This window comes from Vibrio sinaloensis, assembly GCF_000808535.1.
Lineage (GTDB): Bacteria > Pseudomonadota > Gammaproteobacteria > Enterobacterales > Vibrionaceae > Vibrio > Vibrio sinaloensis_D.
In genome coordinates this window covers 38,840-65,585 of sequence record NZ_JWLV01000015.1, presented here as the reverse complement: position 1 = coordinate 65,585, position 26,746 = coordinate 38,840, and the positions used below count along the sequence as shown (strand labels likewise).

Annotated in this window: 24 protein-coding genes; 14 read left to right on the top strand and 10 right to left on the bottom strand. The window is 47.6% G+C overall.

Annotation, left to right across the window (positions count from 1 at the left end; all coding sequences use genetic code 11):
* The first annotated feature begins 208 nt into the window (after positions 1–208).
* Positions 209–529, top strand: coding sequence for a met regulon transcriptional regulator MetJ (metJ, locus tag RJ47_RS11370; protein WP_038141179.1), 321 nt, complete (start codon positions 209–211; stop codon positions 527–529).
* A gap of 128 nt (positions 530–657) precedes the next feature.
* On the opposite strand, the gene RJ47_RS11365 is transcribed toward metJ, so the two are convergent.
* Both RJ47_RS11365 and rpmE read right to left on the bottom strand, forming a co-directional pair.
* The gene (locus tag RJ47_RS11365; RefSeq protein ID WP_038141180.1) at positions 658–1,935 is read right to left on the bottom strand and encodes a malic enzyme-like NAD(P)-binding protein; all 1,278 of its coding nucleotides are present in this window, start codon (positions 1,933–1,935) and stop codon (positions 658–660) included.
* 256 nt (positions 1,936–2,191) lie between these two features.
* Complete coding sequence (rpmE, locus tag RJ47_RS11360; RefSeq protein ID WP_004743259.1) at positions 2,192–2,410, bottom strand: 50S ribosomal protein L31; 219 nt, start codon at positions 2,408–2,410, stop codon at positions 2,192–2,194.
* A gap of 308 nt (positions 2,411–2,718) precedes the next feature.
* Between rpmE and priA the strand changes: the two genes are divergently transcribed.
* From priA to RJ47_RS11330, 6 genes are all read left to right on the top strand, one after another.
* A complete protein-coding gene (priA, locus tag RJ47_RS11355) occupies positions 2,719–4,920 on the top strand; it encodes a primosomal protein N' (RefSeq protein ID WP_039483863.1) in 2,202 nt (733 codons plus the stop codon).
* Positions 4,921–5,273: 353 nt separating this feature from the next.
* On the top strand, positions 5,274–6,281 hold the full coding sequence (gene cytR, locus RJ47_RS11350; RefSeq protein ID WP_038141259.1) for a DNA-binding transcriptional regulator CytR: 1,008 nt from the start codon (positions 5,274–5,276) through the stop codon (positions 6,279–6,281).
* A gap of 112 nt (positions 6,282–6,393) precedes the next feature.
* Complete coding sequence (gene ftsN / locus RJ47_RS11345; RefSeq protein ID WP_038186689.1) at positions 6,394–6,939, top strand: cell division protein FtsN; 546 nt, start codon at positions 6,394–6,396, stop codon at positions 6,937–6,939.
* A 128-nt stretch (positions 6,940–7,067) separates the two neighbouring features.
* Complete coding sequence (hslV, locus tag RJ47_RS11340) at positions 7,068–7,613, top strand: ATP-dependent protease subunit HslV (RefSeq protein ID WP_005474218.1); 546 nt, start codon at positions 7,068–7,070, stop codon at positions 7,611–7,613.
* A gap of 37 nt (positions 7,614–7,650) precedes the next feature.
* Positions 7,651–8,985, top strand: a complete 1,335-nt coding sequence (gene hslU / locus RJ47_RS11335) for an HslU--HslV peptidase ATPase subunit (protein ID WP_005474183.1) — start codon at positions 7,651–7,653, stop codon at positions 8,983–8,985.
* Between the two features lie 225 nt (positions 8,986–9,210).
* On the top strand, positions 9,211–10,614 hold the full coding sequence (locus tag RJ47_RS11330) for an SPFH domain-containing protein (protein ID WP_039483861.1): 1,404 nt from the start codon (positions 9,211–9,213) through the stop codon (positions 10,612–10,614).
* Between the two features lie 85 nt (positions 10,615–10,699).
* On the opposite strand, the gene frdD is transcribed toward RJ47_RS11330, so the two are convergent.
* The 4 genes from frdD to frdA are packed head-to-tail and all read right to left on the bottom strand — an operon-like array spanning position 10,700 to position 14,056.
* Positions 10,700–11,077: a fumarate reductase subunit FrdD gene (gene frdD, locus RJ47_RS11325; protein ID WP_005474194.1), complete on the bottom strand. Its 378-nt coding sequence runs from the start codon at positions 11,075–11,077 to the stop codon at positions 10,700–10,702.
* A gap of 12 nt (positions 11,078–11,089) precedes the next feature.
* Complete coding sequence (gene frdC, locus RJ47_RS11320) at positions 11,090–11,473, bottom strand: fumarate reductase subunit FrdC (protein WP_005474186.1); 384 nt, start codon at positions 11,471–11,473, stop codon at positions 11,090–11,092.
* 1 nt (position 11,474) lies between these two features.
* Positions 11,475–12,239: a succinate dehydrogenase/fumarate reductase iron-sulfur subunit gene (locus tag RJ47_RS11315; protein WP_005474233.1), complete on the bottom strand. Its 765-nt coding sequence runs from the start codon at positions 12,237–12,239 to the stop codon at positions 11,475–11,477.
* Positions 12,239–14,056 (bottom strand): fumarate reductase (quinol) flavoprotein subunit, encoded by a 1,818-nt coding sequence (gene frdA, locus RJ47_RS11310; RefSeq protein ID WP_005474210.1) that lies wholly within the window; start codon positions 14,054–14,056, stop codon positions 12,239–12,241. Before frdA ends, RJ47_RS11315 begins: the two co-directional genes overlap by 1 nt.
* 427 nt (positions 14,057–14,483) lie before the next feature.
* On the opposite strand from frdA, the gene epmA reads away from it, so the two are divergent.
* From epmA to cysE, 5 genes are all read left to right on the top strand, one after another.
* A complete protein-coding gene (epmA, locus tag RJ47_RS11305) occupies positions 14,484–15,455 on the top strand; it encodes an elongation factor P--(R)-beta-lysine ligase (protein ID WP_039483859.1) in 972 nt (323 codons plus the stop codon).
* A gap of 146 nt (positions 15,456–15,601) precedes the next feature.
* Positions 15,602–16,036 carry a rhodanese-like domain-containing protein gene (locus RJ47_RS11300; protein ID WP_038141193.1) on the top strand — a complete coding sequence of 145 codons (435 nt, stop codon included), beginning with the start codon at positions 15,602–15,604 and terminating at the stop codon, positions 16,034–16,036.
* 157 nt (positions 16,037–16,193) lie between these two features.
* The gene (gene secB / locus RJ47_RS11295) at positions 16,194–16,661 is read left to right on the top strand and encodes a protein-export chaperone SecB (protein ID WP_005474178.1); all 468 of its coding nucleotides are present in this window, start codon (positions 16,194–16,196) and stop codon (positions 16,659–16,661) included.
* Positions 16,662–16,824: 163 nt separating this feature from the next.
* Complete coding sequence (gpsA, locus tag RJ47_RS11290) at positions 16,825–17,859, top strand: NAD(P)H-dependent glycerol-3-phosphate dehydrogenase (protein ID WP_039483857.1); 1,035 nt, start codon at positions 16,825–16,827, stop codon at positions 17,857–17,859.
* Between the two features lie 63 nt (positions 17,860–17,922).
* Positions 17,923–18,744, top strand: a complete 822-nt coding sequence (gene cysE / locus RJ47_RS11285) for a serine O-acetyltransferase (RefSeq protein WP_005474152.1) — start codon at positions 17,923–17,925, stop codon at positions 18,742–18,744.
* Between the two features lie 57 nt (positions 18,745–18,801).
* Here the strand turns inward: cysE and RJ47_RS11280 are convergent, their stop codons facing one another.
* From RJ47_RS11280 to argE, 4 genes are all read right to left on the bottom strand, one after another.
* Complete coding sequence (locus RJ47_RS11280) at positions 18,802–19,614, bottom strand: C13 family peptidase (protein WP_039483855.1); 813 nt, start codon at positions 19,612–19,614, stop codon at positions 18,802–18,804.
* A gap of 154 nt (positions 19,615–19,768) precedes the next feature.
* Complete coding sequence (locus RJ47_RS11275; RefSeq protein ID WP_038186710.1) at positions 19,769–20,308, bottom strand: PadR family transcriptional regulator; 540 nt, start codon at positions 20,306–20,308, stop codon at positions 19,769–19,771.
* A 445-nt stretch (positions 20,309–20,753) separates the two neighbouring features.
* A complete protein-coding gene (gene ppc / locus RJ47_RS11270; RefSeq protein WP_038217610.1) occupies positions 20,754–23,390 on the bottom strand; it encodes a phosphoenolpyruvate carboxylase in 2,637 nt (878 codons plus the stop codon).
* Between the two features lie 218 nt (positions 23,391–23,608).
* Positions 23,609–24,748 (bottom strand): acetylornithine deacetylase, encoded by a 1,140-nt coding sequence (argE, locus tag RJ47_RS11265; protein ID WP_039483853.1) that lies wholly within the window; start codon positions 24,746–24,748, stop codon positions 23,609–23,611.
* Between the two features lie 153 nt (positions 24,749–24,901).
* On the opposite strand from argE, the gene argC reads away from it, so the two are divergent.
* Positions 24,902–25,906, top strand: a complete 1,005-nt coding sequence (gene argC, locus RJ47_RS11260) for an N-acetyl-gamma-glutamyl-phosphate reductase (RefSeq protein WP_039483851.1) — start codon at positions 24,902–24,904, stop codon at positions 25,904–25,906.
* Between the two features lie 36 nt (positions 25,907–25,942).
* Positions 25,943–26,737 (top strand): acetylglutamate kinase, encoded by a 795-nt coding sequence (gene argB, locus RJ47_RS11255; protein WP_005474182.1) that lies wholly within the window; start codon positions 25,943–25,945, stop codon positions 26,735–26,737.
* The last annotated feature ends 9 nt before the right edge of the window (positions 26,738–26,746 follow it).

Genomic DNA, 26,746 nt, shown 5'->3' with positions numbered 1-26,746 from the left:
TTTCGAACAGTGGTGACAACTTGTAGGGAATACGATATACCTGATGGATGTTAGATATATGTTATTCCATCTCCATATCTCACCACTTTACTTCTCATTTCTAGAGACGTCAACACTTCTAGACGTCTATATGTCTTTGCTTGTGGCTATAAATACCGCTAAAATTGCGCTTTACTCAACTAAACATAAAAATGAATTAAGGTGCGCAATGGCAGACTGGAATGGCGAATACATAAGCCCATACGCTGAGCATGGAAAGAAAAGCGAACAAGTAAAGAAGATCACGGTTTCTATTCCATTGAAAGTATTGAAGGTATTAACGGATGAGCGTACTCGTCGTCAGATTAATAACCTACGCCATGCAACAAACAGTGAGTTATTGTGTGAAGCATTTTTACATGCCTATACCGGTCAGCCACTACCAACGGATGAAGATTTAAGAAAAGACCGCCCAGATGATATCCCAGCAGAAGTGAAAAAACTGATGGAAGAAATGGGGATCGAGTACGAAGCGTTTGACGAAGAATAAAAGCAAGCCTTGATTGGCTCACAATAGGTAACAAACGCACCTCTTAATTTGCTGTCGTCGATTTGTTTCAGATACTAAAAAGCCGCTGACTTTAGGTTAGCGGCTTTTGGTTTTCAGAGGCGTGACGATTACGCTTCCATGTAGCCTTCAGGCATATCGATACGTGCAACGCCAGAGTCTACGGCCGCTTGTGCCACAGCTTTAGCAACGCGAGGTAGTAGGCGAGCATCCATTGGTTTTGGAATGATGTAGCTTGGTCCAAACTCTAAGTGGTCTACGCCCGCAGCTTTAAGGACTTCTGCTGGCACTTCTTCTTTCGCCAGTTGACGAATCGCATCAACCGCTGCCAGCTTCATTTCATCATTGATTTCACTAGCACGAACATCCAACGCTCCACGGAAGATGAATGGGAAGCAAAGAACGTTGTTCACTTGGTTTGGATAGTCAGAGCGGCCTGTACCCATGATGAGGTCATCACGCACTTCATGCGCCAGTTCCGGTTTGATCTCTGGATCAGGGTTAGAACAAGCAAACACAACAGGTTTGTCGGCCATCAGCTTTAGAGCCTCAGCCGGAAGTAGGTTAGGACCAGATACACCTAAGAACAGGTCCGCGCCTTCGATCACATCTTCAAGCGTGCGTTTATCGGTATTGTTGGCGAATAGCTGCTTGTACTCATTTAGGTCGTCACGACGAGTATGAATGACCCCCTTACGGTCAAGCATATAAATCTTTTCACGCATCGCGCCACATTTGATCAGTAGCTCCATACAAGCCACAGCGGCAGCACCAGCGCCCAAACAAACGATCGTCGCCTCTTCTAGCTTTTTACCTTGTAGCTCGATCGCGTTAAGCATACCTGCTGCGGTGACAATTGCCGTACCGTGTTGGTCGTCGTGGAAAACTGGAACATCACAACGTTCAATTAGTTGCTTTTCAATTTCGAAGCAATCCGGCGCTTTGATGTCTTCTAGGTTAATACCACCAAAGGTGTCAGCAATGTTAGCGACAGTGTCAACGAACTCTTCGATAGTGCGGTGTTTGACTTCAATATCAATCGAGTCCAAACCAGCGAAGCGCTTAAATAGCAGTGATTTGCCTTCCATAACTGGTTTTGAGGCCAGCGGACCTAAATTACCTAGACCAAGAATCGCAGTACCGTTGGAAATAACCGCAACCATGTTGCCTTTAGACGTATATTTGTAAACATTGTCTGGGTTTTGCGCGATCTCACGAACGGGCTCCGCTACACCTGGGCTGTATGCTAACGCGAGGTCAGTTGCGGTCTCCGCAGGTTTGGTTAGTTCAACAGAGATCTTACCGGCTGTTGGGTAAGCATGGTAATCCAACGCCTGTTGACGGAATTGTTCTTCAGGGGATAGTTCTTGGTGATTGTCAGATGACATAGGTGTAGGTACTCGTTATTAATGTTTGGAAAGGGGGAATCCATTCTAGAGTAACTAAGTCAAGCTGCAAAGGTCAGAATGCGACCTGTAACGCCAAAAGGTGTCAATTCACTGGAGATTAGACCAGATGAATAGAGATGTCGCTAGAAATTCTCAATATTGATGAAGCAATACACTGCGTTAATAGAGACTTTTCTGAACGTGAAAAACAAAAAAGGACGCCAGAGCGTCCTTTTTAGATTCGGTTAAGAAGTGATTACTTCTTGCTTGATAGAGCACCGAAACGCTTGTTGAAGCGATCAACACGGCCGCCTGTATCAACGATACGTTGCTTACCAGTGTAGAATGGGTGACATTTGTCACATACGTCTAGGTGGATTGACTCTTTAGCTAGAGTTGAGTTGAACTCAAAAGAGTTGCCACAAGAACATGTTGCTTTAACAGCTTTGTACTCTGGGTGGATACCAGCTTTCATGGGAGAACCTCTAATATAGGCCGTGTCGCTATCCGAATCTTAGCCGGACACCACACGTAGTTAAAAAATAGCTTGGATACCGCTGCCATTGGCGAGCCATATCTCTAAGGCGCGCTATAGTAATGAATCCATCTCCCTGAATCAACCCGTTTACAGAGAAAAGTGCTACTTTTTTAGCCGAATATGGCAAAGGCGCTTGTTGGTATTCACTCGAGCCAAGTTTTGGTCAACAAATCCCGTCTCTTTCTACTTTGGACCTTTTCCCTTACACTGGTTTGGTCTCACTTTACACTTCTTTAATGGCTATTATGCGACCAACGATTGCGCGAGTGGCGTTACCGGTTCCACTGGACAAACAGTTTGATTATCAGATCCCTTCGCATGCGTTTCCGATTATTGGCGGGCGAGTGTCGGTGCCGTTTGGTCGACAAACTCTGGTTGGTGTGGTTACCGCGTTGGTGAATGAGTCGGAATTTGGGGTTGATAAGCTCAAACCGATCAAACAAGTACTTGATAGCCAACCTGTATGGCCAGATACGCTTTACTCTTTGTTGTATTGGTGTAGCCAGTTCTATCAGTACCCGCTGGGCGATACCTTACTTAATGCTATGCCGAGTGCCTTAAGAAAGGGCAAGCCTGCCGATTTTGCCGCGTTGGTGGAGTGGCAACTGACGTCGCTGGGGCGTGACCAATTCATGCAGGGGTTCGGTCGAGCAGTACAACAGGCGAAAGTGATGCACATGCTCGAGCTTGGACCTGTTCCTCACCAGGCGTTTATTGATCAAGACATCAGTTCTAGCGTTCTAAAAACGTTAAGTGAGAAAGGGTGGATAGAATCGATTGAGCGCAAACCCGTTATTCGAGATTGGAGCCAAGATGTTGAAGCGCCTGTTGAGAAGCCGAAGCTCAACACTGAACAAGCGGTGGCGATTGCGACCGTCAATAGTACAGATGGCTTTGGTTGCTTTTTGCTGGAAGGAGTGACGGGGTCAGGTAAAACCGAAGTGTATCTGAACTTGATAAAACCTGTACTTGAGAAAGGAAAGCAGGCGTTAGTCCTGGTTCCGGAAATTGGCCTTACTCCTCAAACCATCAATCGATTCAAAAAGCGTTTCACGGTTCCTGTTGAAGTGATTCACTCAGGATTGAATGATAGCGAAAGATTGAACGCGTGGCTGTCGGCTCGAGACAACGCGGCGGGGATTGTTATTGGTACTCGGTCAGCATTGCTCACGCCGTTTCACAACTTGGGCATTATCATCGTTGATGAAGAGCATGACGCTTCGTATAAACAGCAAGACAGTCTCCGCTACCATGCTCGGGATGTTGCGGTTATGAGAGCGAACAAAGAGCAGATTCCCATTGTGCTTGGCTCTGCGACCCCTGCGCTGGAAACGCTCCACAACGCACTGCAAGGCAAGTATCACCATTTGATCCTCTCTAAGCGTGCGGGTAATGCGACGCCAACCACCAACAAAGTACTAGATATCAAAGGATTGTACTTAGAGAGTGGTCTCTCTGCGCCTTTGATTGCTGAGATGCGTAAGCACTTACAGGCTGGCAATCAAGTGATGCTGTTTCTTAACCGACGTGGCTTCTCTCCGGCTCTTATGTGCCACGAATGCGGTTGGATTGCAGAATGTAAACGTTGCGATGCCTACTATACCTACCACCAGTACAGTAATGAGATTCGTTGCCACCACTGCGGATCTCAGCAACCCATTATTCACCAGTGCCAAGGATGTGGCTCGACGCACTTGGTGACGGTCGGTGTCGGAACTGAGCAATTAGAAGCACAACTCGCGCAGCTATTTCCAGATTACAAAGCGATACGAATTGACAGAGACAGCACTCGCAGAAAAGGGAGCCTTGAGTCCGCGCTCTCTGCGATCCGAAATGGTGAGTATCAGATCCTTATTGGAACCCAGATGCTTGCCAAAGGGCATCACTTCCCAGATGTCACGTTAGTCGGGCTGTTGGATGTTGACGGCTCCCTCTACAGCAGTGATTTTCGCGCTTCTGAACGTTTAGCTCAGCTATTCATTCAAGTTGCTGGCCGTGCAGGGCGCGCGAGTAAACCTGGGGAAGTTGTGCTGCAAACCCACCACCCTGAACATAGTTTATTGCAGGCGCTACTAACCAAGAGCTATCGTCATTTTGCAGAGACCGCGCTTCAAGAGCGCAAACTGGCGATGCTACCGCCGTATACATTCCTTACCTTGTTTCGAGCTGAGGCCAATCAAAGCCCATTGGTCGAAGAGTTTTTGCGTCAAGTCCGTCACACCTTAGAGGCTCATCCGCTGTTTGATGATGGTTGCCAAGTGTTAGGACCGACGCCCGCCCCCTTGGCCAAGCGTGCTGGCAAATACCGTTGGCACTTACTACTGCAAACCCAGCAACGCTCTACGATGCAAAAATTACTGTCGAGCGCCAAGCCTGTCATTCAAATGCTGCCTAGCGCGAAAAAAGTGCGTTGGACTTTGGATATTGAACCGCAAGATCTCAGCTAGTCCTTTTGGGGGATTCATTCGTTTGCGTTATCAATGTTGGATTAATTAGTTGCTGCAAGATTAATGATTTGCATGTTTTTCATTTATTTGTGATTGAGATCTTGTTTGAGCTGCTCGTTTTGTTAAATCTCCCGTAACTTTGAATGACGAAATGAATAAACTAGACCAAGTATTACTTGACTATGCCCACGATATCGCGGCAAGTTAATCGTTTGCTTCGTGCAAATGAACCATAAGAATGAGCTTTAGCTCATCATCGTCACTCCCGACAATCAGAACGAGAGGATGTGACTCAACAAGGTTTAGGTGGCACCGCGCTACCAATGTTGGAAATTGAAGAGGGTAAAATTTTTATGGCGACAATGAAGGATGTTGCCCAGCTAGCAGGCGTTTCGACAGCGACGGTTTCTCGTGCGTTGATGAATCCCGAAAAAGTGTCTTCTGCCACCAGGAAACGAGTAGAAGATGCAGTGCTAGAAGCTGGATACTCACCGAACTCTTTAGCGCGTAATTTGCGTCGCAATGAGTCCAAAACCATCATTGCTATCATTCCAGACATCTGTGATCCCTATTACACAGAAATCATCCGTGGAATCGAAGACGCAGCAATGGAACATGGCTACATCGTTTTACTTGGCGACAGCGGCCAACAGAAAAAACGTGAAAGCTCATTTGTGAATCTCGTCTTTACCAAGCAGGCAGATGGCATGTTGCTACTTGGTACCGACCTTCCTTTTGATGTCAGTAAGCCAGAGCAAAAAAACCTGCCTCCGATGGTGATGGCATGTGAATTTGCACCTGAGCTAGAGCTTCCTACAGTTCATATCGACAACTTAACATCGGCGTTTGAGGCGGTGAACTATTTGACGCAAATGGGGCACAAACGTGTCGCACAAATTTCCGGTCCAGAATCCGCGGTTTTGTGTCAGTTCCGCCATCAAGGTTATCAACAAGCGCTGCGTCGTGCGGGCATCACCATGAATGCCAACTACTGCACTAATGGAGACTTTACCTTTGAAGCGGGTGCGAAGGCGGTTCGTCAACTACTTGCGCTCAAAGAGCCGCCTACCGCGGTATTCTGTCACAATGATGCGATGGCCATTGGCGCGATCCAAGAAGCGAAGAAGTTAGGGCTACGGGTCCCACAAGATTTGTCTGTCGTTGGCTTCGATGACATTCAGTTCGCCCAGTATTGCGATCCGCCGCTAACCACGATTTCTCAGCCAAGGTATGAGATTGGGCGCCAAGCCATGCTGATGATGCTTGAGCTGCTTCGAGGGCATGATGTACGTGCTGGTTCAAGGCTGCTCGAGACGAATCTTGTGGTTAGAGAGAGCGCGGCGCCACCAAGAGTACTGTAACGACACCCAAAAGCGGCGTATTTTGCTGCGCCGCTTCCATTTCCCCTCTGTCATCGTTTGGCAATCTGCATTACCATATCGGCAGTGGCTCACCTATGATTGATGTACAACAGTGGCAAACAAAGATTATGTAAAACGTGGCCGAGGCAGCAGTGGGCGTAAACCTACACGCAAACAAGCGGCTCCTCGTCGAAAACCCTGGCGTAGTGGACTTATCGCCATTCTATTGGTGTCTGTCTTTGGTTATGGCTTGTATACCCTAAGCACAGACCCTGAACCGCCAGCACCTGTTGTCGAAACAAAACCTAAGCCAAAGCCGAAACCAAAAGCGACGCTACCTCCTCCCCCTGAAGAGAAATGGGATTACGTTGAAAGCTTGCCAAACCGCGAAGTGGAAGTGCAGGCGAAGGAGCAAGTGGTTTCCGAAATCCCTTACATCATGCAGTGTGGTGCGTACAAAAACGCTCAGCAAGCGGAAGCTCGCAAACTGGATATCGCATTTCAGGGTATCAATAGCAAAATCCGCAAAAAAGAGGGCAGCAGTTGGTATCGCGTGGTACTGGGGCCTTACAAATTTAAGCGTGATGCAGAGCGAGATAAGCATAAACTTCAACGCGCTAAGATCGAGCCTTGCGCGATTTGGAAAGAAGCACAGTAAAACACAAAAAACGAACCTCTCGGGGTTCGTTTTTCATTTCTATCTCAAGGTTGTTCCCTTGAAATCCTCTTTGGGTAGCCTCATATAATCTTTAACACTGAGATTAAAACAACTATGAGGCCCTACTCGTGACTACCATTGTATCTGTACGTCGTAATAACAAAGTCGTCATCGCTGGTGATGGACAAGTATCTCTAGGTAACACAGTAATGAAGGGCAATGCGCGCAAAGTGCGTCGCCTCTATAACAACAAAGTTCTAGCGGGCTTTGCTGGTGGCACGGCTGATGCTTTCACGCTGTTTGAAAAGTTTGAAAGTAAGCTGCAGATGCATCAAGGTCATTTGACCAAAGCAGCAGTGGAGCTGGCAAAAGATTGGCGTAGCGATCGCGCACTTCGTAAGTTAGAAGCTCTGCTAGCAGTGGCTGACGAAACAGCATCACTTATCATTACGGGTAACGGTGATGTCGTTCAGCCTGAAAACGATCTGATTGCGATTGGTTCAGGGGGCAACTTTGCTCAAGCCGCGGCAACGGCACTGCTTGAGAACACTGAATTAGATGCGCGTGAAATCGCAGAGAAATCACTGAAAATTGCCGGTGATATCTGTGTATTCACTAACCATCACCACACTATTGAAGAACTAGAAATTCCAGCTGAGAAAATCGCTGAATAACCAAAGATAGTGGCAAACAAATTTAAGGAAACTGATTATGTCTGAAATGACTCCTCGCGAAATTGTTCATGAACTAAACCGCCATATCATTGGTCAAGAAAACGCGAAACGCTCAGTTGCGATTGCGCTGCGTAACCGCTGGCGTCGTATGCAGCTTGAAGAGAGCTTGCGTGTTGAAGTGACACCGAAGAACATCCTAATGATTGGTCCAACTGGTGTAGGTAAAACAGAAATCGCTCGTCGTCTGGCGAAACTGGCCAATGCGCCATTCATTAAAGTTGAAGCGACGAAGTTTACCGAAGTTGGCTACGTAGGTAAGGAAGTGGAAACCATCATCCGCGATCTGACAGACGTAGCAATCAAAATGACGCACCAGCAAGCGATGGAAAAAGTAAAATTCCGTGCTGAAGAACAAGCCGAAGAGCGCATTCTTGACGCGCTACTGCCGCCAGCGCGTGATGCTTGGGGCCAGAATGAGCAGCAAGATGAAAGCTCATCAAACACTCGTCAAATCTTCCGTAAGAAGCTGCGTGAAGGCAAGCTAGACGACAAAGAGATTGAAATTGATGTGGCTGCGCCGCAAATGGGTGTGGAAATCATGGCACCTCCGGGCATGGAAGAGATGACGAATCAGCTTCAAGGCATGTTCCAAAACCTCGCGGGTGACACCAAGAAGAAGCGCAAGCTGAAAATCAAAGATGCATTCAAAGCTTTGACGGAAGAAGAAGCGGCAAAACTGGTCAACCAGGAAGAGCTAAAAGAACAGGCAATCTTTAACGTTGAGAACAACGGCATCGTCTTCATTGATGAAATCGACAAGATCTGTAAGCGCGGTGAAAGCTCAGGCCCTGACGTTTCTCGTGAAGGTGTACAGCGTGACTTACTGCCTCTAATCGAAGGTAGTACAGTGTCAACCAAGCACGGCATGGTTAAAACAGACCACATTCTGTTTGTGGCTTCAGGTGCATTCCAAGTGGCGAAACCATCAGATTTGATTCCTGAGCTGCAAGGTCGTCTGCCTATTCGTGTTGAACTTGAAGCACTTTCAAGCAATGACTTCAAACGTATTTTGACGGAGCCAAAAGCGTCTCTAACAGAGCAATACGTTGCGCTAATGAAGACCGAAGATGTTGATATCGAGTTTACTGAAGACGGCATCACGCAAATCGCTGAAGCGGCGTGGACGGTTAACGAAACCACGGAAAACATTGGCGCTCGTCGCTTGCACACTGTAATGGAACGCTTGATGGATGAGATCTCGTTTGAAGCGACAGATAAATCAGGCTCTAAGCTAACCATCGATGCTGACTACGTGAAAGCTAAACTGGGCGATACCATTGAAGATGAAGATCTAAGCCGCTTTATTCTTTAATCAGTGAAGTATTGAAAGCGCCGACCTTAAGGTCGGCGTTTTTGTATCTGTGGCTCATAAATAAGATTTGTGTATATTTCGGAAAAAACATGTAATTAATGTGAATCTTTCGATTATTCCTAAGTTAAATGTTTTGTTACATTTAACGCCGTTGAAGCGAGTCTCTATAACATTCTGTTTTTGTTTGGTTTTAAGAGAACTCATTCAACGTATAGGAGAATTAGAATGAACGATATTGGCTTAGGACAGACAACGAAAGTCGAACAGCGTCGCCAGATGCTACACCGAGGAATAAAAGCCGCGGTATTTGGTGTGCCGCTGCTCGCATTGGGTTTAACGATTAATAGCTCTGTTTTGATGACTGACGCGGGTTACAGTTACGTGCATCAAAACAACATCACCGGTGAACTGGATGTATTCACCGAGCCTGGAATTCACTTCAGAATGCCGTTTCTTTCCAAAATCACTCAGTATGATCAGGTGATTACGGTTTCATTCGGCAACAGCAAAGGGGAAGACTTTTATCAACGTCTTGATCCCGTGCAAGTGCGTTTTGCCGATACTTATATTGGTCAAATCCCGGTGACATTTCGCTTCAAATTGAGTAATGATCCAGAAGCAGTGAAGAAAATGCACCGAGAGTTTCGCAACAACAGCAACTTAATTGATGCCTTGCTGGTGAAAAATGCGCGTAACGTGACGGTGATTACCGCAACTCAATACACTGGTGAAGAGTTCTTTCAGGGTGGGCTGAACCAGTTTAAATCTAAGCTTGGCGATCAACTGCGTGATGGCATCTACACCACAGAGCGTCGTCAGGTTGAAGTCGAACAGTTGGATCTTGCTCCAGTAGGGGTTGATCAATCGAATGCTAATCAGTTGCAACGCACCAATCAGCTGGTCTGGAAAACCGTGCCAGTTGTGGACTCAAGTGGTCAACCGATTCGTCAAGACAACCCTCTGCAGCAGTACGGTATCCAAGTGACTCAGGTAACCATTGGCGATCCTCAGCCAGAGAAGCAGCTTGATCAGCTATTAGCGGACAAAAAGCGTTTGGTTGCCGACCGTATCCGTGCAATTCAGGAGCAAGAGACGTCGAAAGCTCAAGCTGAAACTGAGCAGTTGCGAAAAGAGATCCAGCGAACTCGTGAAGTACAAGACGCTCAGCGTCAGAAGGAACTGGCGATCATTGCTCAGCAGAAAGAGGTTGAAGTAGCGAGGCAAATTGCAGAGCGTGAGATCGTTGAAGTTGAAAAAACCAAACGTCTTGCTGAAGTCGAAAAAGAGAAAGAGCTCGCGATAGCAGAAGCCAACCTAGCCATCCAAAAAGCGAATGCGCTATCGGCAGAATTTGAAGCCAAAGCGATACTTGAAAAAGGTCGGGCTGAAGCAGAAGTTCTAAAAGCGAAGTACGCCGCATTGGGCGCTAACCGTGAAGTGTACCTAGCGGAGCTAAATCGCGATGTGGCGAACTCGTTGTACAGTAATTTGCAGAACTTCCAAGTTCAGATGCCGCAAAACTACATCGGTGGTAGTGATGAAACAGGCTTAAAAACCAACTTGGACGTAATCACTGGCTTTGGCGCCTTGGGGCTTATGGACCAAACGAAGAAGGTGACCCAGCAATAGGTACATGGGTAACCTAAAGCTCGAGAAGGTATGAAAAAAGAGGCTGATAGTATCTATCAGCCTCTTTTTGATTTTAGCTTGTCTCTTAAATCATAAAGATAAAGATTACCGCTAGGGCAGAAATTAAACCTGCAAACGCGTAACACGCCACTTTGCCAACGACACCAGTATGGAACTTAAGGTCGTGCATACCGTGGTGTACACGGTGCATGGCATGCCACATTGGCAGTGCGAGTGTACCGATAATGAACAGTGCACCAATGATGCTGGTGGCAAACTCAGACACACGCTCATAACTTAGTGCATCAGCATTGATGACGCCTAAAGGTACCAAAATACCCAGCACTAAAATCGTAACAGGTGTAATCATCGCAAACCAAGTACCACCTGCGCCAAATAGGCCCCACCAGATTGGCTCATCAGAACGCTTTGGTGCTCTATCTACTGAAAAATTTGGTTTCATTGTTAAAGCTCCTTACACGATGACCAAGACGACAAGTGAGATGAAAGCGACAGCAGCCCATTGAGTCAGAACAATGATCTTCTTATCGACAGGCTTACCTTTCAAACGAATCGGCATTACCTGAGGCATCATGCTGAAGAAGGTTTGTGCGTGCAGGAGGCTACCTAACAGAGCCACGATGTTAATCGCTACTACCACAGGGTTAGCCATAAAGCCGAGCCAGGTTTGCCATGCTTCTGGGCCTTTTACGAGTGCGCCAAGACCAAATGTCAGGAACAAAGTAAATAGCACCAAAGGCAGTACGGTTGCTTCACGCAGCATGTAGAAGCGGTAAAACGGATGATCTTTCCACCATGTACGTTTTACTTCACGAACGTAAGGTTTACGGTTACTCATCTTACGCCTCCTCTGCTGTTTTTGTTGGAGTGCCATCAGGCTTGAACATGGAGATAACGAAGTCCATTGAAGACTCTACTTTGCCTTGGTTTACCGCTGCTGCTGGGTCTACGTTTTTCGGACACACTTCAGAACAGTAACCGACGAAGGTACAACCCCAAGCGCCATTCTCGCCATTGATTAACGCCATGCGCTCATCTTTACCGTTGTCACGGCTGTCTAGGTTGTAACGGTGTGCCAGAGTGAGGGCTGCAGGGCCGATGAACTCAGGGTTCAAACCAAACTGAGGACAGGCTGCGTAGCACAGACCACAGTTGATACAGCCAGCAAACTGCTTGTACTTCGCCATTTGCTCTGGTGTTTGTAGGTTCGTGCCGTCTTCTGGTTTGCGGTCGTTACCAATGATGTAAGGTTTGATGGCTTCTAGGCGCTCGATGAATGGCGTCATATCAACGATCAAATCTTTCTCAATTGGGAAGTTTGCTAGTGGCTCGATCTTCACACCATTTGGGTAATCACGTAGGAAGCTCTTACACGCAAGTTTAGGCACGCCGTTGACCATAATGCCGCAGGAACCACAGATCGCCATACGACAAGACCAGCGGTAAGACAGGTCTTTGTCTAGGTTGTCTTTGATGTAGCCAAGCGCATCAAGCGTTGACATGGTTTCATCAAATGGCACTTCAAAGGTTTGAAAATGCGGTTCTGCGTCTTTCTCTGGGTCATAACGCAGAACTTCTACTTTTTGGATGCGATTTGCTGACATTATGCTTGCTCCTCTGCCTGCTTCTCTGCCGCTTGCGCTGCTTCTTCTGCAGCGGCTTTCTCTGCTGCTTCACCGTATAGACGTGCTTTTGGTTGTGACTTAGTAATCGTCACATTGCTGTAGTCGATACTTGGTGCAGAGTCTTCTTTGAAGAATGCGAGAGAGTGTTTCAGGAAGTTCACGTCATCACGCTCTGTACAACCATCGTCTAGACGCTGGTGCGCACCACGTGACTCTTTACGCAAGATTGCAGAGTGAACCATCGCTTCTGCCACCTCTAGGCCGTAACCGACTTCGATAGCGTAAAGAAGGTCTGTGTTGAACACCTTGCCTTTGTCTTTGATGCTAATGCGCTTGTAACGCTCTTTCAGCTCAGTGATTTTTTCAATCGTTGCTTGCATTAGATCTTCTTGGCGGTAGATACCACAACCTGCTTCCATGGTGTGACCCATTTCAGTGCGGATGGTTGCCCAGTTTTCATCACCTTCTTGGTTCATCAGTGCGGCAATGCGCTCTTCAACTGCTTTCACCTGAGCTGCAATTGACTCTTCGTTCCAGCCTTTAAACTCTGCTGCACGTTTCACTGCCTGCTCACCCGCAACGCGACCGAATACCACGAACTCAGCCAGCGAGTTAGAACCTAGACGGTTTGCACCGTGAAGACCAACAGACGCACATTCACCAACCGCGAACAGACCTTTGATGCGAGTTTCACATTCGCCGTTGGTTTCAATACCACCCATGGTGTAGTGAACCGTTGGACGAATTGGAATTGGCTCTTTTGCAGGGTCAACGTTCACGTAAGCTTTCGCTAGTTCACAGATAAACGGGAGACGCTCTTGCAGATACTCTTCACCTAGGTGGCGAAGGTCTAGGTGTACGACATCACCAAGAGGGTGTTTGATGGTGTTGCCTTTTTGCTGTTCATGCCAGAACGCTTGCGAAACTTTGTCTCGAGGACCAAGTTCCATGTATTTGTTTTTAGGTTGACCCACTGGAGTCTCAGGGCCCATGCCGTAGTCTTGTAGGTAACGATAGCCATCTTTGTTAACGATGATACCGCCTTCACCACGACAACCTTCAGTCATCAGGATACCTGTGCCAGGAAGACCCGTTGGGTGGTATTGAACGAATTCCATATCACGTAGAGGAACGCCGTGGCGGTAAGCCATCGCCATGCCGTCGCCCGTTACGATGCCGCCGTTGGTGTTACAGTGGTAAACGCGACCTGCGCCACCTGTTGCCAATACAACGGATTTTGCTTTGATGGTCACTAATTCACCTTCTGACATGTGAATCGCGATCAGGCCTTGAACCTCACCTTCATCAACAAGCAGATCCACAACAAAATACTCATCAAAACGTTTGATGTTGTCGTACTTCATCGACGTCTGGAATAGGGTATGAAGCATGTGGAAGCCAGTTTTGTCGGCAGCGAACCAAGTACGTTCTACTTTCATGCCACCGAAACGGCGAACGTTCACTTCGCCGTTTTCTTTACGGCTCCATGGACAGCCCCACTGTTCCATTTGAATCATTTCACGAGTTGCATTCTTTACGAAGTACTCAACGACATCCTGTTCACAAAGCCAGTCACCACCGCCAACGGTATCGTTGAAATGGTTGTCTAAGCTGTCTTCATCCTTGATAACTGCGGCTGAGCCACCTTCTGCAGCGACCGTGTGAGAACGCATCGGGTACACTTTAGAAATCAGAGCAACTTCTAAGTCAGGGTTTGCTTCAGCTGCTGCAATAGCAGTGCGAAGACCAGCGCCGCCTGCGCCGATCACTGCGATATCTGTGGTGATAGTTTGCACAGTTATCCTCCAGTGTGAAATTGCGGAAATATCCGCTTGTTATAATAAAATGGGGTTACTCCCCAAAAGTGGTAGGGTTAGTGTAGAAGAGCTTTTTTTCAGAAAAATTGATGTAATTAGGTTTTTGCTCCACTAATGCATGTAAGAGCATAAATTTTGCAGGTTATGTGACTGCAATCACGGCAAAGGATTTTATGACTTTTTGGCTTGCGAGGAACTTTGTTAAACGGCTGTTGCGTGACATTACAGGCATGGATAGTTCGTGTTGCGACGGATGTTTTTTGAGCTGTAATACGCGAAATGCTTGCTTCATATTTGCCCATTTTAATGCTGCTTTGAAGCATCTAAGTCGGTAAAATGGCGCTCACTAGGCAAAGAAGAACAAAATTGATACTTTGCCGCCATCAAACATCTAAAGAGAGTTCCTATGAACCAAAATTGGCAGCCCACCGCTTCGGTAGAACAATTGCGTCAGCGTGCGCATTTGTTGAACCAGATCCGTCAGTTTTTCCTAGAGCGTGATGTATTGGAAGTTGACACACCCGCAATGAGCCATGCGACGGTGACCGATGTTCACTTACACACGTTCCAAACGGAGTTTGTTGGTCCAGGTTACGCCGACGGCAGTAAGCTCTATTTTATGACGAGCCCAGAGTTCCATATGAAGCGCCTCTTGGCGGCGGGTAGTGGTTGTATTTATCAGATCAATAAAGCATTTCGTAATGAAGAGAATGGCCGTTACCACAACCCTGAATTCACTATGCTCGAGTGGTACCGAGTTGGCTTTGATCATCACCAGTTAATGGATGAGATGGACCACCTACTGCAACGGGTATTGAAGTGCGGCGCTGCTGAGCGAATGACTTACCAGCAAGCTTTCATGGACGTACTTGGTGTGTGCCCGTTAGAAGGTTCGATGCAGGAACTCAAAGCGCTGGCGGCAAAGCTGGGGTTGAGTGATATTGCAGAGCCTGAAGACGATCGCGATACCCTGCTGCAATTGCTATTTAGCATCGGTGTCGAAGCTAAGATAGGCCAAAAGACTCCGGCATTTGTTTATGATTTCCCAGCCTCCCAAGCCGCTTTGGCGAAAATAAATCGACAGGATCCAAGGGTCGCCGATCGTTTTGAGGTCTACTTTAAAGGGATTGAACTGGCAAACGGCTTCCATGAGCTGGATAACCCCAAAGAGCAGTTGAAACGTTTTGAGCAAGACAACGCTAAGCGCGTTGAGATGAGGCTAGATCCTCAACCGATTGATCATCACCTGATCGCTGCTTTGGAATCGGGGCTTCCAGAGTGCGCGGGCGTCGCACTGGGCGTTGATCGCCTGATTATGCTGGCGATCGGCTGTGATCACATTGATCAGGTAACCGCTTTCCCATTCCCAAGAGCGTGACGAAATACGCAACAGATGGGGATTGTGCGTGCATTTGGCTCGCTTAGGCACCTTAACCTCGCTATACTCCCAATCTGAATTTTAGTCTAGAGCTGCTATCGCCTTCATATTTGAAGTAGCAGCTCTATCATCGAAGAGCACAGGACATGCAAGAGTACATCGCATTTTTTCAAGAGAACATGATTCTATCTCTGGTATGGGTAGGTCTTTTGGTCGCCCTTATCATGAACATCGTTAAGTCTGCGACAGCAGCCTACAAAGAAATCACTGCCAACGAAGTGACCACCCTGATGAACCGTGAGAATGGTGTGGTGGTTGATATTCGTGCGAAAGATGAGTTCCGCAAAGGTCATATTACCGATGCAGTTCACATTTTGCCGTCTGATATTAAAGCAGGTAACTTTGGTAGCCTTGAAAACCGCAAAGGTGACCCAATCATCGTAGTATGCAAGACAGGTCAAACGGCGCAAGAGAGCGCTAACCTTCTAGCGAAAGCAGGCTTTGAAAAAGTGAACTTGCTTAAGAATGGTCTTATTGCTTGGAATGAAGCAAACCTACCTTTGGTTAAAGGTAAGAAGTAATTTACACAACGAATGCTTGGAGCGTTGATTGAAAAGTCAGCGTTTATCGCTGAGAGATGTGAAGACTCCCACGAAATAGCGTGGAAACCTAGTCAGCGTAAGCACTCTCAGTTAGTCTCGAAACAGACTCGTAATTCAAGATTAAAGGATTTTTATAATGGCTGAAGCAGCACCGCAACAAGAAGCTCAAAACTTCGCAATTCAACGTATCTTCCTAAAAGACGTTTCTTTCGAAGCGCCAAATTCACCAGACATGTTCCAAAAAGAGTGGAACCCAGATGTGAAGCTGGATCTAGACACGCAAAGTCGTGAGCTGGGTGAAGGTGTTTACGAAGTTGTGCTTCGTTTGACTGTTACTGTGAAAAATGCAGAAGAGACAGCGTTCCTATGTGAAGTTCAGCAAGGCGGTATTTTCACAGCAGAGAAAATGGAAGCGGGTCAACTCGCTCACTGTCTAGGTGCGTTCTGTCCAAACATTCTATTCCCATACGCTCGTGAAACGATTTCTAGCCTAGTTGTTAAAGGTACGTTCCCACAACTAAACCTTGCACCAGTTAACTTTGATGCACTGTTTATGAACTACCTACAGCAACAAGCTCAGGCGGAAGGCCAAGCGGAAGCTTAATTGACTGACTCTGTTTTTACAGAGCGGGAATCAAATGCACAGAGTATCTTCATGTTGATGCGCTGTGCATTTTTTCTTTAAGTAGAGTGGAGTTTTCAGCGTCTTACTCATCAAGGCGATGACAACTGGATTCTAGTCACTTACACGACAATCAGGCGGAACAATGACAGATAAAAATACCAACAATGCCTACGGTAAAGAGATTTCAATGGTGGTTCTTGGAGCGGGGTCATACGGCACCTCGCTCGCGATCTCGTTGGCTCGCAACGGTGCGAACATCGTAATCTGGGGGCACGAGCCAGAACACATGGCGCGTTTGGAAGCCGATCGCGCTAACCATGAGTTTCTACCTGGTATTGATTTTCCAGAGAGTTTAATCGTTGAGTCTGATCTAGAAAAAGCGGTTCAGTCTAGCCGTGACCTTTTGGTTGTCGTACCGAGCCATGTGTTTGGTATTGTATTGAACAGCGTGAAGCCTTTCCTGCGCGAAGATACGCGCATCTGCTGGGCAACGAAAGGGTTGGAGCCAGAAACGGGTCGTTTGTTAAAAGATGTGGCTTACGACGCGCTAGGGGAAGGCTACTCACTGGCAGTGTTGTCTGGCCCGACGTTTGCGAAAGAGTTAGCGATGGGGATGCCAACGGCTATCTCAGTAGCTTCGCCAGATGCCGAGTTTGTTGCCGATCTTCAAGAAAAGATTCATTGCAGTAAAACATTCCGAGTGTACGCAAACAGTGACTTTACTGGCATGCAGTTGGGCGGCGCGGTGAAGAACGTGATTGCAATTGGCGCGGGTATGTCAGATGGCATTGGTTTTGGCGCGAACGCACGTACCGCATTAATTACCCGTGGTCTCGCGGAAATGAGCCGCTTGGGCGCTGCTCTTGGTGCACAAGCGGAAACGTTTATGGGCATGGCGGGTCTGGGCGATCTGGTACTGACTTGTACAGACAACCAATCGCGTAACCGCCGCTTTGGTTTGGCTTTAGGTCAAGGCAAGGATGTGGATACGGCACAGACGGAAATTGGTCAGGTGGTTGAAGGCTATCGCAATACCAAAGAAGTGTTCTTGTTGGCTGAACGCATGGGCGTTGAGATGCCAATTGTTGATCAAATCTATCAAGTATTGTATCAAGGAAAGGATGCGCGACTCGCTGCGAAGGATCTTCTTGCTCGCGATAAGAAGGCAGAGGCATAAGGCTACCCAGCCACTAGAGGAAAGATCGTATCTAGCAACAAGGATTGGATACTAGGAAAGCACATGAAACATTGCGAAAAAAAGAACGTCTGGCAAGCGATTGTTCGTGAAGCAAGAGAGCTCTCGGAGCAAGAGCCTATGCTTGCGAGCTTTTATCATGCCACGATCATTAAACACGACAGCTTAGCGTCGGCGTTGAGCTACATTCTTGCCAACAAGCTCAATACTGCTTCAATGCCGGCTATGGCGGTACGTGAAGTCGTTGAAGAGGCGTTTAATGCCGATCCAAAGATTACCGAAGCCGCAGCTTGTGACATTTGCGCGACGGTAAATCGAGATCCAGCGGTCGCAATGTACTCAATGCCGTTACTCTATTTAAAAGGGTATCACGCGCTGCAAGGGTATCGCGTTGCTAACTGGCTTTGGAAGCAAGGTCGAGTCGCTCTTGCGACGTATCTTCAAAACCAAATCTCTGTGGCTTGTCAGGTGGATATTCACCCAGCGGCCCGCATTGGCCGTGGCATCATGTTAGACCACGCAACGGGTATTGTGATTGGTGAAACCGCTGTAGTGGAGAATGATGTCTCCATCCTTCAAGATGTGACACTTGGCGGTACAGGTAAAGAGTGCGGGGATCGTCACCCGAAAATTCGCGAAGGCGTGATGATTGGTGCTGGGGCGAAAATTCTCGGCAACATCGAGGTCGGTGAGGGTGCTAAGATTGGTTCTTGCTCCGTAGTATTGCAACCCGTGCCTGCTCATACGACCGTGGCAGGCGTGCCTGCCAAGATTGTCGGTAGACCGAAAACCGATAAGCCGTCATTGGATATGGACCAACAATTCAATGGTAAATCCCAAAGCTTTATTGGTGGCGACGGGATATAGCCCTTGGAAAACGATCATCTAAGAAGCCAGCTAGTTATCTAGCTGGCTTTTTTTGTTTCATAGGTTCATTAAAGACAGCTGGTCATCGATTGGTTTAGCACTTTGGTACATTGGGTTCGAGTTATCGAAACCGAGCTTGGTTTCTCTCAGTGTGACTTCTTCTTTTGCCGTGAGAAAAGCCTGGAAAAATGAGTGTGTTCTTGTCAGATTATTTTTGAAGAAGGCTTCACCAAAGAAGGTGAATTCTGCGGTATTGGTGCATCCAAACGACGGGTGGTTAGGATCGGAGGCGCTAATGACTAGGGTGTTTAAATCGGCAAGCTGACTCACGAAGTTGCCAGAGAAGCAGGCTGAAACCACGACCACTCGCCATTTTATCCCTGAGTTGTCTAGCATCGTCTTGAGCTCTTTAGGCGAAATGGTTTCGTTGTGATTTGGCCCAAAACTCACATTCAAGCCAAAGCGAAATTCACCATGCCCAGAGAGGTAAAGAAACAGAATATCGTTGTCGACATCCATTTGCTGGCCAATAGCGGTGAGGGTTGCGGACAAGTTGTCTGATGTCGCCATCGGGTAATCATTTTGAGTCTGGCGATTGTTGACCAATAGTAGCGAGCGCCCTTCGGTTTCAAACCGTTGATCAAATAGCTGCTGGACATAACTGACTTCTTTCATGAATACGTTCTGGGAAGAGTCCGCAGCAAAACCCACAAAATACATCTCAACCTTATCAGGGGACTGCGGGGTGAGATTCGTGCTTTGCGCTGTGACCAATGCTGGCTGCGCATCCAGCAGCGCTTGGTTAACGCATCCACTGAGTATCAGACAAAGAAATAGGTTCGCAATGAGCTTGGAGGTTGGTCTCGTCATCAGGGGAAATGTCCTTTAGTCACATAGAAGGGCATATAGTGACGTGGTTTCGCACACAATTCCTTTTGCTTTTATAAAGTTACGACGGAACTCAAAATGGCAGGCACTAAAAAGCCGAATCCATGGATTCGGCTTGTATGGGATAGCGCGGTAATTAGCCTAGCTCTGCAAGCTCGCTGAGTACTTCGTCTGCCCACTCAATCCAAGCTTGGCGAACCAGAAGATTGCGGCGCAATGTTAAGCGCTCAAGACGTTGCTGCTTGTCCAAAGTAGATGGTGTTGAGTAGTACGCACTTTCAATTTCTTGGTAATGCGCAACGAGTTTGCGAGACTCCTCAACCAGCTCTGCTAGCTGAACTCGGTATGGTGCCGATGGTTGAACGGCGCACGCCATGAGTTTTGCTGAGAACTCATCACGCACTGTTGGGTGCGCAGTTGGTTGGTCGAACCATTCACCAAGCGCTGTGCGACCCGCGTCTGTGATGGAGTAAACCTTGCGATCAGGTTTGCCCTCTTGAGGTTCTAATACGCAAGTTACAAGCTCGTTTTGAGCCATTTTGTTAAGCTCACGATAGACTTGCTGGTGGCTAGCTTTCCAGAAGTAGCCGATGGTTGCTGAAAATTCTTTGGTGATATCGTAGCCAGTAGCATCGCGTGTGCTCAGTACTGTCAGAATAACGTGTGGTAATGACATGTCTTCAATCCAAATGGTCAATAAACTCAAATACGACTGCTTAGCTACTGTTGTGCTTCTATGGCACTTAATAATCAGTGGAATACCGTATGAGGTAATCTTTAAGCAGCGCCAACATATGTTGGCCATGTCACCTTAAAAAAGCCGTTTATCACCTAGATCGAATCACGAAGGAGTCGAAGAAACTGTATGTTAAGAATTGTTATATACATACAGAGGACGAGTAGTATATCTAAATAATAAGCATAAAGTAGAATAGAAGGACAAAATATACCAAAAAACTGATAATTTTCTCAATAATTGAAAAATTCGGTTTATAATTCTTTTTATTGGTTATAAAAGTCCTCTTTTATTAGTGTTTTTGCTGTTTATCTATTAACCAATAGCGAAGAATAAAAAAGGGCTAGCCTTTCAGCTAACCCTTTGCATAGAGTGGAAATGGACACTAACCAGTGTTACGCATGCCAGCAGCAATACCCGCAATGGTCACCATTAGCGCTTCTTCAAGCTCTTCTGTCGATGCTTCTTCACTCTGACGAGTGCGGTACAGAAGCTCTGCTTGAAGCATGTTCAAAGGCTCAACGTAGATATTACGTAGGCGAATCGACTCTTGTCCCCACGGATCGCTTTGCATCAAGTTTTCGTTGTTCTCTACGTTGAGCACAGCTTTGATGTCTTTCTTAAGCTGGTCGCGTAGACGATCACCCAGAGGCTGAAGTTTAGGATCGACGAGACGCTCATCGTAGTAGCGAGAGATCTCGATGTTACACTTGGTGTACACCATCTCTAACATGCCTAGACGAGTTGAGAAGAACGGCCACTCGCGACACATCTCCTCAAGCAGCGCTTGGTGACCTTTGTCGACCGAGTACTGAATAGCTTCACCCGCGCCCAACCATGCAGGAAGTACCAGACGGTTTTGACTCCACGAGAAGATCCACGGAATCGCTCGCAGGCTTTCTACGCCGCCTTTAGGGTTACGTTTTGCCGGGCGAGAGCCAAGCGGTAGTTTGCCTAACTCGAGCTCTGGGGTTGCTTGACGGAAGTATGGAACGAAGTCTGGCTCGCCACGTACAACGCTGCGGTATGCTTCACAGCTGACTTCAGACAGTACGTCCATCAGATCACGCCATTCTTGTTTTGGCTCTGGTGGCGGTAGCAGGTTCGCTTCCAAGATAGCGCTGGCGTACAGGTTGAAACTGTTTACCGCAACATCGGGTAGGCCCAGCTTAAAGCGGATCATTTCACCTTGCTCAGTAACACGAAGACCGCCTTTTAGGCTCTTCGGTGGCTGAGATAGCAACGCAGCATGAGCAGGCGCACCACCGCGGCCAATTGTACCGCCACGACCGTGGAAGAGAGTAAGCTCCACGCCTTCTTCTTCAGCCACTTTCACTAATGAATCCATCGCGTGGTACTGAGCCCAGCCTGCCGACATTACACCCGCGTCTTTTGCTGAATCAGAGTAGCCAATCATTACCATCTGGTGGTTTTGGATAAATCCGCGGTAGAGGTCAATCCCCATCAGTTGCTTGATTACAGATTCCGCATTGTTCAAATCGTCTAGAGTTTCAAACAATGGACAAACGTCCATACGGTATGGGCAACCGGACTCTTGAAGCAGCAGGTGAACGGCCAGTACGTCAGAGGCTGTGCGTGCCATTGAGATGACGTAAGCACCGAAAGCTTCACGCGGCTGAGCGGCGACAATCTTACAGGTATCCAGGACTTCTTTGACTGCCTCTGATGGTTCCCAATCACGGGGAAGAAGCGGGCGTTTCGAGGCCAATTCGTTGGTCAAAAAGGCAATCTTATCTTGTTCGCTCCACTGATCGTAATCACCAATGCCCAAGTAGCGAGTCAGCTCAGACAGCACATCTGAGTGGCGAGTGCTTTCTTGGCGAATATCTAGGCGAACGAGGTGAACTCCAAACGCTTTAATGCGACGAAGAGTATCTAGCAGCGAGCCATCAGCGATGATACCCATGCCACATTCATGCAGCGATTGGTAACACGCGTATAGTGGCTCCCAAAGTTGTTCGATACGCTGCAGAGGAGCCTTAACCGCCAGTTTTTGGCCGTGGACTTTCGCATCTAGAATCTCTTTGGTTTCGTTGAGCAGGTTACGTAACTCTTTTAGAACCGCACGGTAAGGTTCGTGCTCGTCTTCTCCGGCAAGTGCGCGAATGGTGTCGTTACATTTGGTCATCGACAGTTCGCTAACAAGCTCATTGACATCGTTGAGGTAAAGATCGGCCGCTTTCCAGCGAGAGAGAAGCATCACTTCACGAGTGACGGTATGAGTGACGAATGGGTTACCGTCGCGGTCACCGCCCATCCAAGAGGAGAAGTGTACAGGGCGAGCATCAATAGGCAGCCCTTCACCAAGATAATCTTTTAGACGACCATCCATCTCACGCAAGAAATCTGGTACTGCTTCCCACAGAGAGTTTTCGACAACGGCAAAGCCCCATTTTGCTTCATCAAGAGGCGTTGGGCGCTGCTTACGAATGGTATCGGAATGCCAGCTCTGAGCGATTAATTGCTCAAGGCGACGTTCTGTTTTTGCTCGCTCTTTGACTGATAGGTCACCGAGCTCAAGCTTGGATAGACACTCATTGATCTTAACAAGCTTGTTGATCATGGTGCGACGCGTGATCTCTGTTGGGTGAGCGGTCAGGACAAGTTCAATATTCAGTTCACGAACCGCTTGAGCGGTGTCTAACTTGCTGATGTCGTTTTGGCTCAACTTAGAAAAAAGCGTATTGAGGGCGTCTGGTTCACAAACGTGTGCATCACAATGACGAGAGATAGTGTGGTACTGCTCTGCCATGTTGGTCAGATTGAGGAATTGGTTGAATGCATGGGCAACAGGGGTCAGCTGCTCATTTGGAAGGTTTTTGATTTCCTCGATCAAGCTGTCTCTATCAGCCTGATTACCAGCTAGGGCGGACTTGGAAAGTTTACGAATCGTTTCTACTTTCTCTAGAAGTTCCTCACCATGTGCATCCTTGATGGTGTTACCGAGCAAGTGTCCTAGCATGCTCACATTGCTTCGCAGAGCAGAGTATTTCTCGTTCATTGTCATCCTGCCTTGTAAAAAAATTACATCCAATGTTCTTTTGTTAAGCAAACAATCTAGCGAAAAATGTCGTGCGGAGTCAATTATCGCATGCAAAGTTTGCAAATATTATGAAAAGGAATGTAACCCAAGTAAGCAACAGATTGATGTGAAGTATGCTGAAATTTTATTACAAAAAGGGCTAGCTACACTCAAGCTAGCCCAGTTGTCATTTGGATTTAGTCAAAGCAATAACGGTACATGGCTTTGGATAGGACATCGATGGTCGGGTCAATAAATTCGAATGCCAAGAATTCATCTGGCTGGTGCGCTTGATCAATGGACCCCGGTCCGAGGACGAGTGTCGGGCAAAGCTGCTGCAAGAAAGGCGCCTCGGTGCAGTAGTTGACGGTTTCTGAGCTTATACCACAGATCTCTTCGACACCACCAATGAAGGGATGGTCGTGCTGACATTCGTAACCAGGGATAGGCTCATGCAGAGGGGTGATATCAATTCGCCCTGGCCATTTGGCTTCGACCTCTTTGAGTGCGCCGCGCAGCATATCGTCTAAGCCATCCAAACTGATTCCAGGTAAAGGGCGGACATCATAATGCAGTTCGCAACAGCCACAGATGCGGTTGGCGCTATCCCCACCGTGAATATGGCCCAAGTTGAGCGTTGGGCTTGGAATGGCAAAGCCTGGGTGATGATATTCCTTGATCAGCTTGTCTCGCAGCTGCATTAATGCAAACAGGACTTCATGCATGATCTCAATAGCGTTCACTCCCAAAGCGGGGTCAGATGAATGGCCGGATTTACCAGTCACGCGCACGGCATTAGCAACATGGCCTTTATGGCCGCGAATCGGCACTAAGCTGGTGGGCTCACCAATAATGCAGTAATCCGGTTTAAACGGAGCATTGTCAGTAAAGTGGCGTGCACCGAGCATCGTCGTCTCTTCATCGCAGGTAGCTAAGATGTACAGCGGCTTTGTCTGTTTGCTCCAATCGACTTTTTTGACTGCCTCAATAATAAAAGCGAAGTAGCCTTTCATATCGGCGGTGCCTAGCCCGTAAAAGCGATTGTTTGCTTCGGTCAACGCGTGCGGGTCAAAGTTCCATCGTCCTTCGTCAAAGGGGACGGTATCACTGTGACCGGCGAGTAGCAGCCCTCCCTCACCTGCGCCTTTTTTAGCGATGAGGTTGTACTTCCCTGATTCCACTTCCGTCAGTTCGACTTGGAATCCAACGTCTTTCAACCATCCTGCAAGTTTCTCAATGACTTGCGCATTACCTTCATCCCAACTCGGGTCGGTCGAGCTAATAGAAGAGGTAGAAATTAGGCCCTGATAGACCTCTTTGAAACTCGGCAATTGCATATTTAGTTTGCTTTCCCTGTTGACATAAATCAATTTAGAAGGTAAAACACATAATAAATCACTTTTAATGAATAAAAAACCGATAAAAGCGATGTTTTTGTAAATTTGTAGTCACTCTTCTGAGTGGTGTTTTTTGAAAAAATGGATGTCGAAATGCTGAAAACCACAATCATTGGCGCAAGCGGTTACACCGGTGCAGAGTTGGCGCTCATGGTGCACAAACACCCTCGACTTACGCTATCAGGTTTATATGTGTCCGCCAATAGTGTGGACGCTGGTAAGAGCATTTCACAGTTGCATCCTAAATTGGCTGGCGTAATCAGTGAGCCTGTGCAGCCGCTAAAAGATGTGACTGCTGCAGCGAAGGCTTGTGATGTGGTGTTCTTAGCGACCGCACATGAAGTGAGCCACGATTTGGCTTTCCAGTTTTTAGAGCAAGGATGTCAGGTTTTTGACCTCTCGGGTGCGTTTCGCGTGAAAAGAGAGGGCTTCTACAGCGAGTTCTATGGCTTTGAACATCAGTATGAGCACCTGCTTGATAAGGCATCGTACGGATTGGCAGAGTGGAACGCGCAAGAGATTAAACAAGCACAGCTCGTTGCCGTTCCTGGTTGTTACCCGACGGCATCTCAACTGGCTATCAAACCACTTATCGAAGCACAACTGCTTGATACGGTGCAATGGCCAATTATTAACGCCACGAGTGGTGTTTCAGGTGCAGGAAGAAAGGCGACATTAACCAACAGCTTTTGCGAAGTGAGTTTACAGCCCTACGGCGTGTTCAATCATCGCCATCAGCCAGAAATCGCAAGCCACTTGGGTCGCGACGTAATTTTTACGCCACATTTGGGCAATTTTAAGCGCGGCATTTTGGCCACGGTAACAATGAAGTTGGCCAGTGGCGCAACGGAACAACAGGTTGCGACTGCATTTGCAAAAGCATACGAGGGTAAACCTGCAGTACGTCTTCTCGAATCGACACTGCCCTCAATCCAAAATGTAGAGAATTCACCTTTCTGCGATATCGGCTGGAAGGTTCAGGGTGAGCACGTCATCGTTGTTTCAGCGATAGACAACTTACTCAAAGGCGCATCGAGTCAAGCGATGCAATGTTTAAACATCCACTACGGATTTCCAGAGTTAACTGCCCTTATTTAGGCGTAAAGCTTAAGCAAGTAGGTAAAGGGACGAGTAATGACAGATAACAAACAAACTCCATTAGTGATCAAATTAGGCGGTGCTGCACTGTCTTGTACTGAGACTCTTAGCCAGGTATTTGGTGCGATAGCCAATTATCAAAAGCAGGCTCAGCGACGAATTGTGATCGTCCACGGAGGAGGTTATCTGGTGGACGATCTAATGGCTCAACTGCAACTAAAGACCGTGAAGAAAGAGGGGCTGCGCGTGACACCGTACGAGCAGATCCCAGTTATCGCAGGCGCTTTGGCCGGTACCGCAAATAAAATGCTACAGGGTCAGGCGATCAAAGATGGGTTGAACGCAGTAGGCTTAAGCCTCGCAGATGGCGGCTTGTGCAAAGTAGAAGAGTTGGACCCTGAGTTGGGGGCGGTGGGCAAAGCGACACCGGGCGACTCATCAGTACTGCAAGCCGTTTTAGAAACAGGGGCATTGCCGATCATCAGCTCAATTGGCCTGACGGCGCAGGGGCAAATGATGAATGTGAATGCTGACCAAGCGGCTGTCGCGGTGGCTGGTGCGTTGGATGCAGAATTGGTGTTGCTATCGGATGTGAGCGGTGTGCTCGACGGTAAAGGCCACTTGATTAAGAGTTTAAACGCGCAAGAAGCGCAAAGCTTGATTCAGGGGCACGTCATTACTGACGGGATGATCGTTAAGGTAAACGCTGCACTAGAAGCCGCCAATGACTTAGGTCGCCCAATTGAAGTTGCCACTTGGCGCTACCCTGAAAAATTGGTCGAGCTGTTTGCAGGCCAAAGTATTGGAACTCAGTTTCTGCCAAAGCAGTAACGAGAATGA

Coding starts and splice junctions, on each gene's coding strand:
- metJ (WP_038141179.1), top strand. CDS start 209: ATGGCAGACTGGAATGGCGAATACATAAGCCCATACGCTGAGCATGGA.
- RJ47_RS11365 (WP_038141180.1), bottom strand. CDS start 1,935: ATGTCATCTGACAATCACCAAGAACTATCCCCTGAAGAACAATTCCGT.
- rpmE (WP_004743259.1), bottom strand. CDS start 2,410: ATGAAAGCTGGTATCCACCCAGAGTACAAAGCTGTTAAAGCAACATGT.
- priA (WP_039483863.1), top strand. CDS start 2,719: ATGCGACCAACGATTGCGCGAGTGGCGTTACCGGTTCCACTGGACAAA.
- cytR (WP_038141259.1), top strand. CDS start 5,274: ATGGCGACAATGAAGGATGTTGCCCAGCTAGCAGGCGTTTCGACAGCG.
- hslU (WP_005474183.1), top strand. CDS start 7,651: ATGTCTGAAATGACTCCTCGCGAAATTGTTCATGAACTAAACCGCCAT.
- RJ47_RS11330 (WP_039483861.1), top strand. CDS start 9,211: ATGAACGATATTGGCTTAGGACAGACAACGAAAGTCGAACAGCGTCGC.
- frdD (WP_005474194.1), bottom strand. CDS start 11,077: ATGAAACCAAATTTTTCAGTAGATAGAGCACCAAAGCGTTCTGATGAG.
- frdC (WP_005474186.1), bottom strand. CDS start 11,473: ATGAGTAACCGTAAACCTTACGTTCGTGAAGTAAAACGTACATGGTGG.
- RJ47_RS11315 (WP_005474233.1), bottom strand. CDS start 12,239: ATGTCAGCAAATCGCATCCAAAAAGTAGAAGTTCTGCGTTATGACCCA.
- epmA (WP_039483859.1), top strand. CDS start 14,484: ATGAACCAAAATTGGCAGCCCACCGCTTCGGTAGAACAATTGCGTCAG.
- RJ47_RS11300 (WP_038141193.1), top strand. CDS start 15,602: ATGCAAGAGTACATCGCATTTTTTCAAGAGAACATGATTCTATCTCTG.
- secB (WP_005474178.1), top strand. CDS start 16,194: ATGGCTGAAGCAGCACCGCAACAAGAAGCTCAAAACTTCGCAATTCAA.
- gpsA (WP_039483857.1), top strand. CDS start 16,825: ATGACAGATAAAAATACCAACAATGCCTACGGTAAAGAGATTTCAATG.
- cysE (WP_005474152.1), top strand. CDS start 17,923: ATGAAACATTGCGAAAAAAAGAACGTCTGGCAAGCGATTGTTCGTGAA.
- RJ47_RS11280 (WP_039483855.1), bottom strand. CDS start 19,614: ATGACGAGACCAACCTCCAAGCTCATTGCGAACCTATTTCTTTGTCTG.
- RJ47_RS11275 (WP_038186710.1), bottom strand. CDS start 20,308: ATGTCATTACCACACGTTATTCTGACAGTACTGAGCACACGCGATGCT.
- ppc (WP_038217610.1), bottom strand. CDS start 23,390: ATGAACGAGAAATACTCTGCTCTGCGAAGCAATGTGAGCATGCTAGGA.
- argE (WP_039483853.1), bottom strand. CDS start 24,748: ATGCAATTGCCGAGTTTCAAAGAGGTCTATCAGGGCCTAATTTCTACC.
- argC (WP_039483851.1), top strand. CDS start 24,902: ATGCTGAAAACCACAATCATTGGCGCAAGCGGTTACACCGGTGCAGAG.
- argB (WP_005474182.1), top strand. CDS start 25,943: ATGACAGATAACAAACAAACTCCATTAGTGATCAAATTAGGCGGTGCT.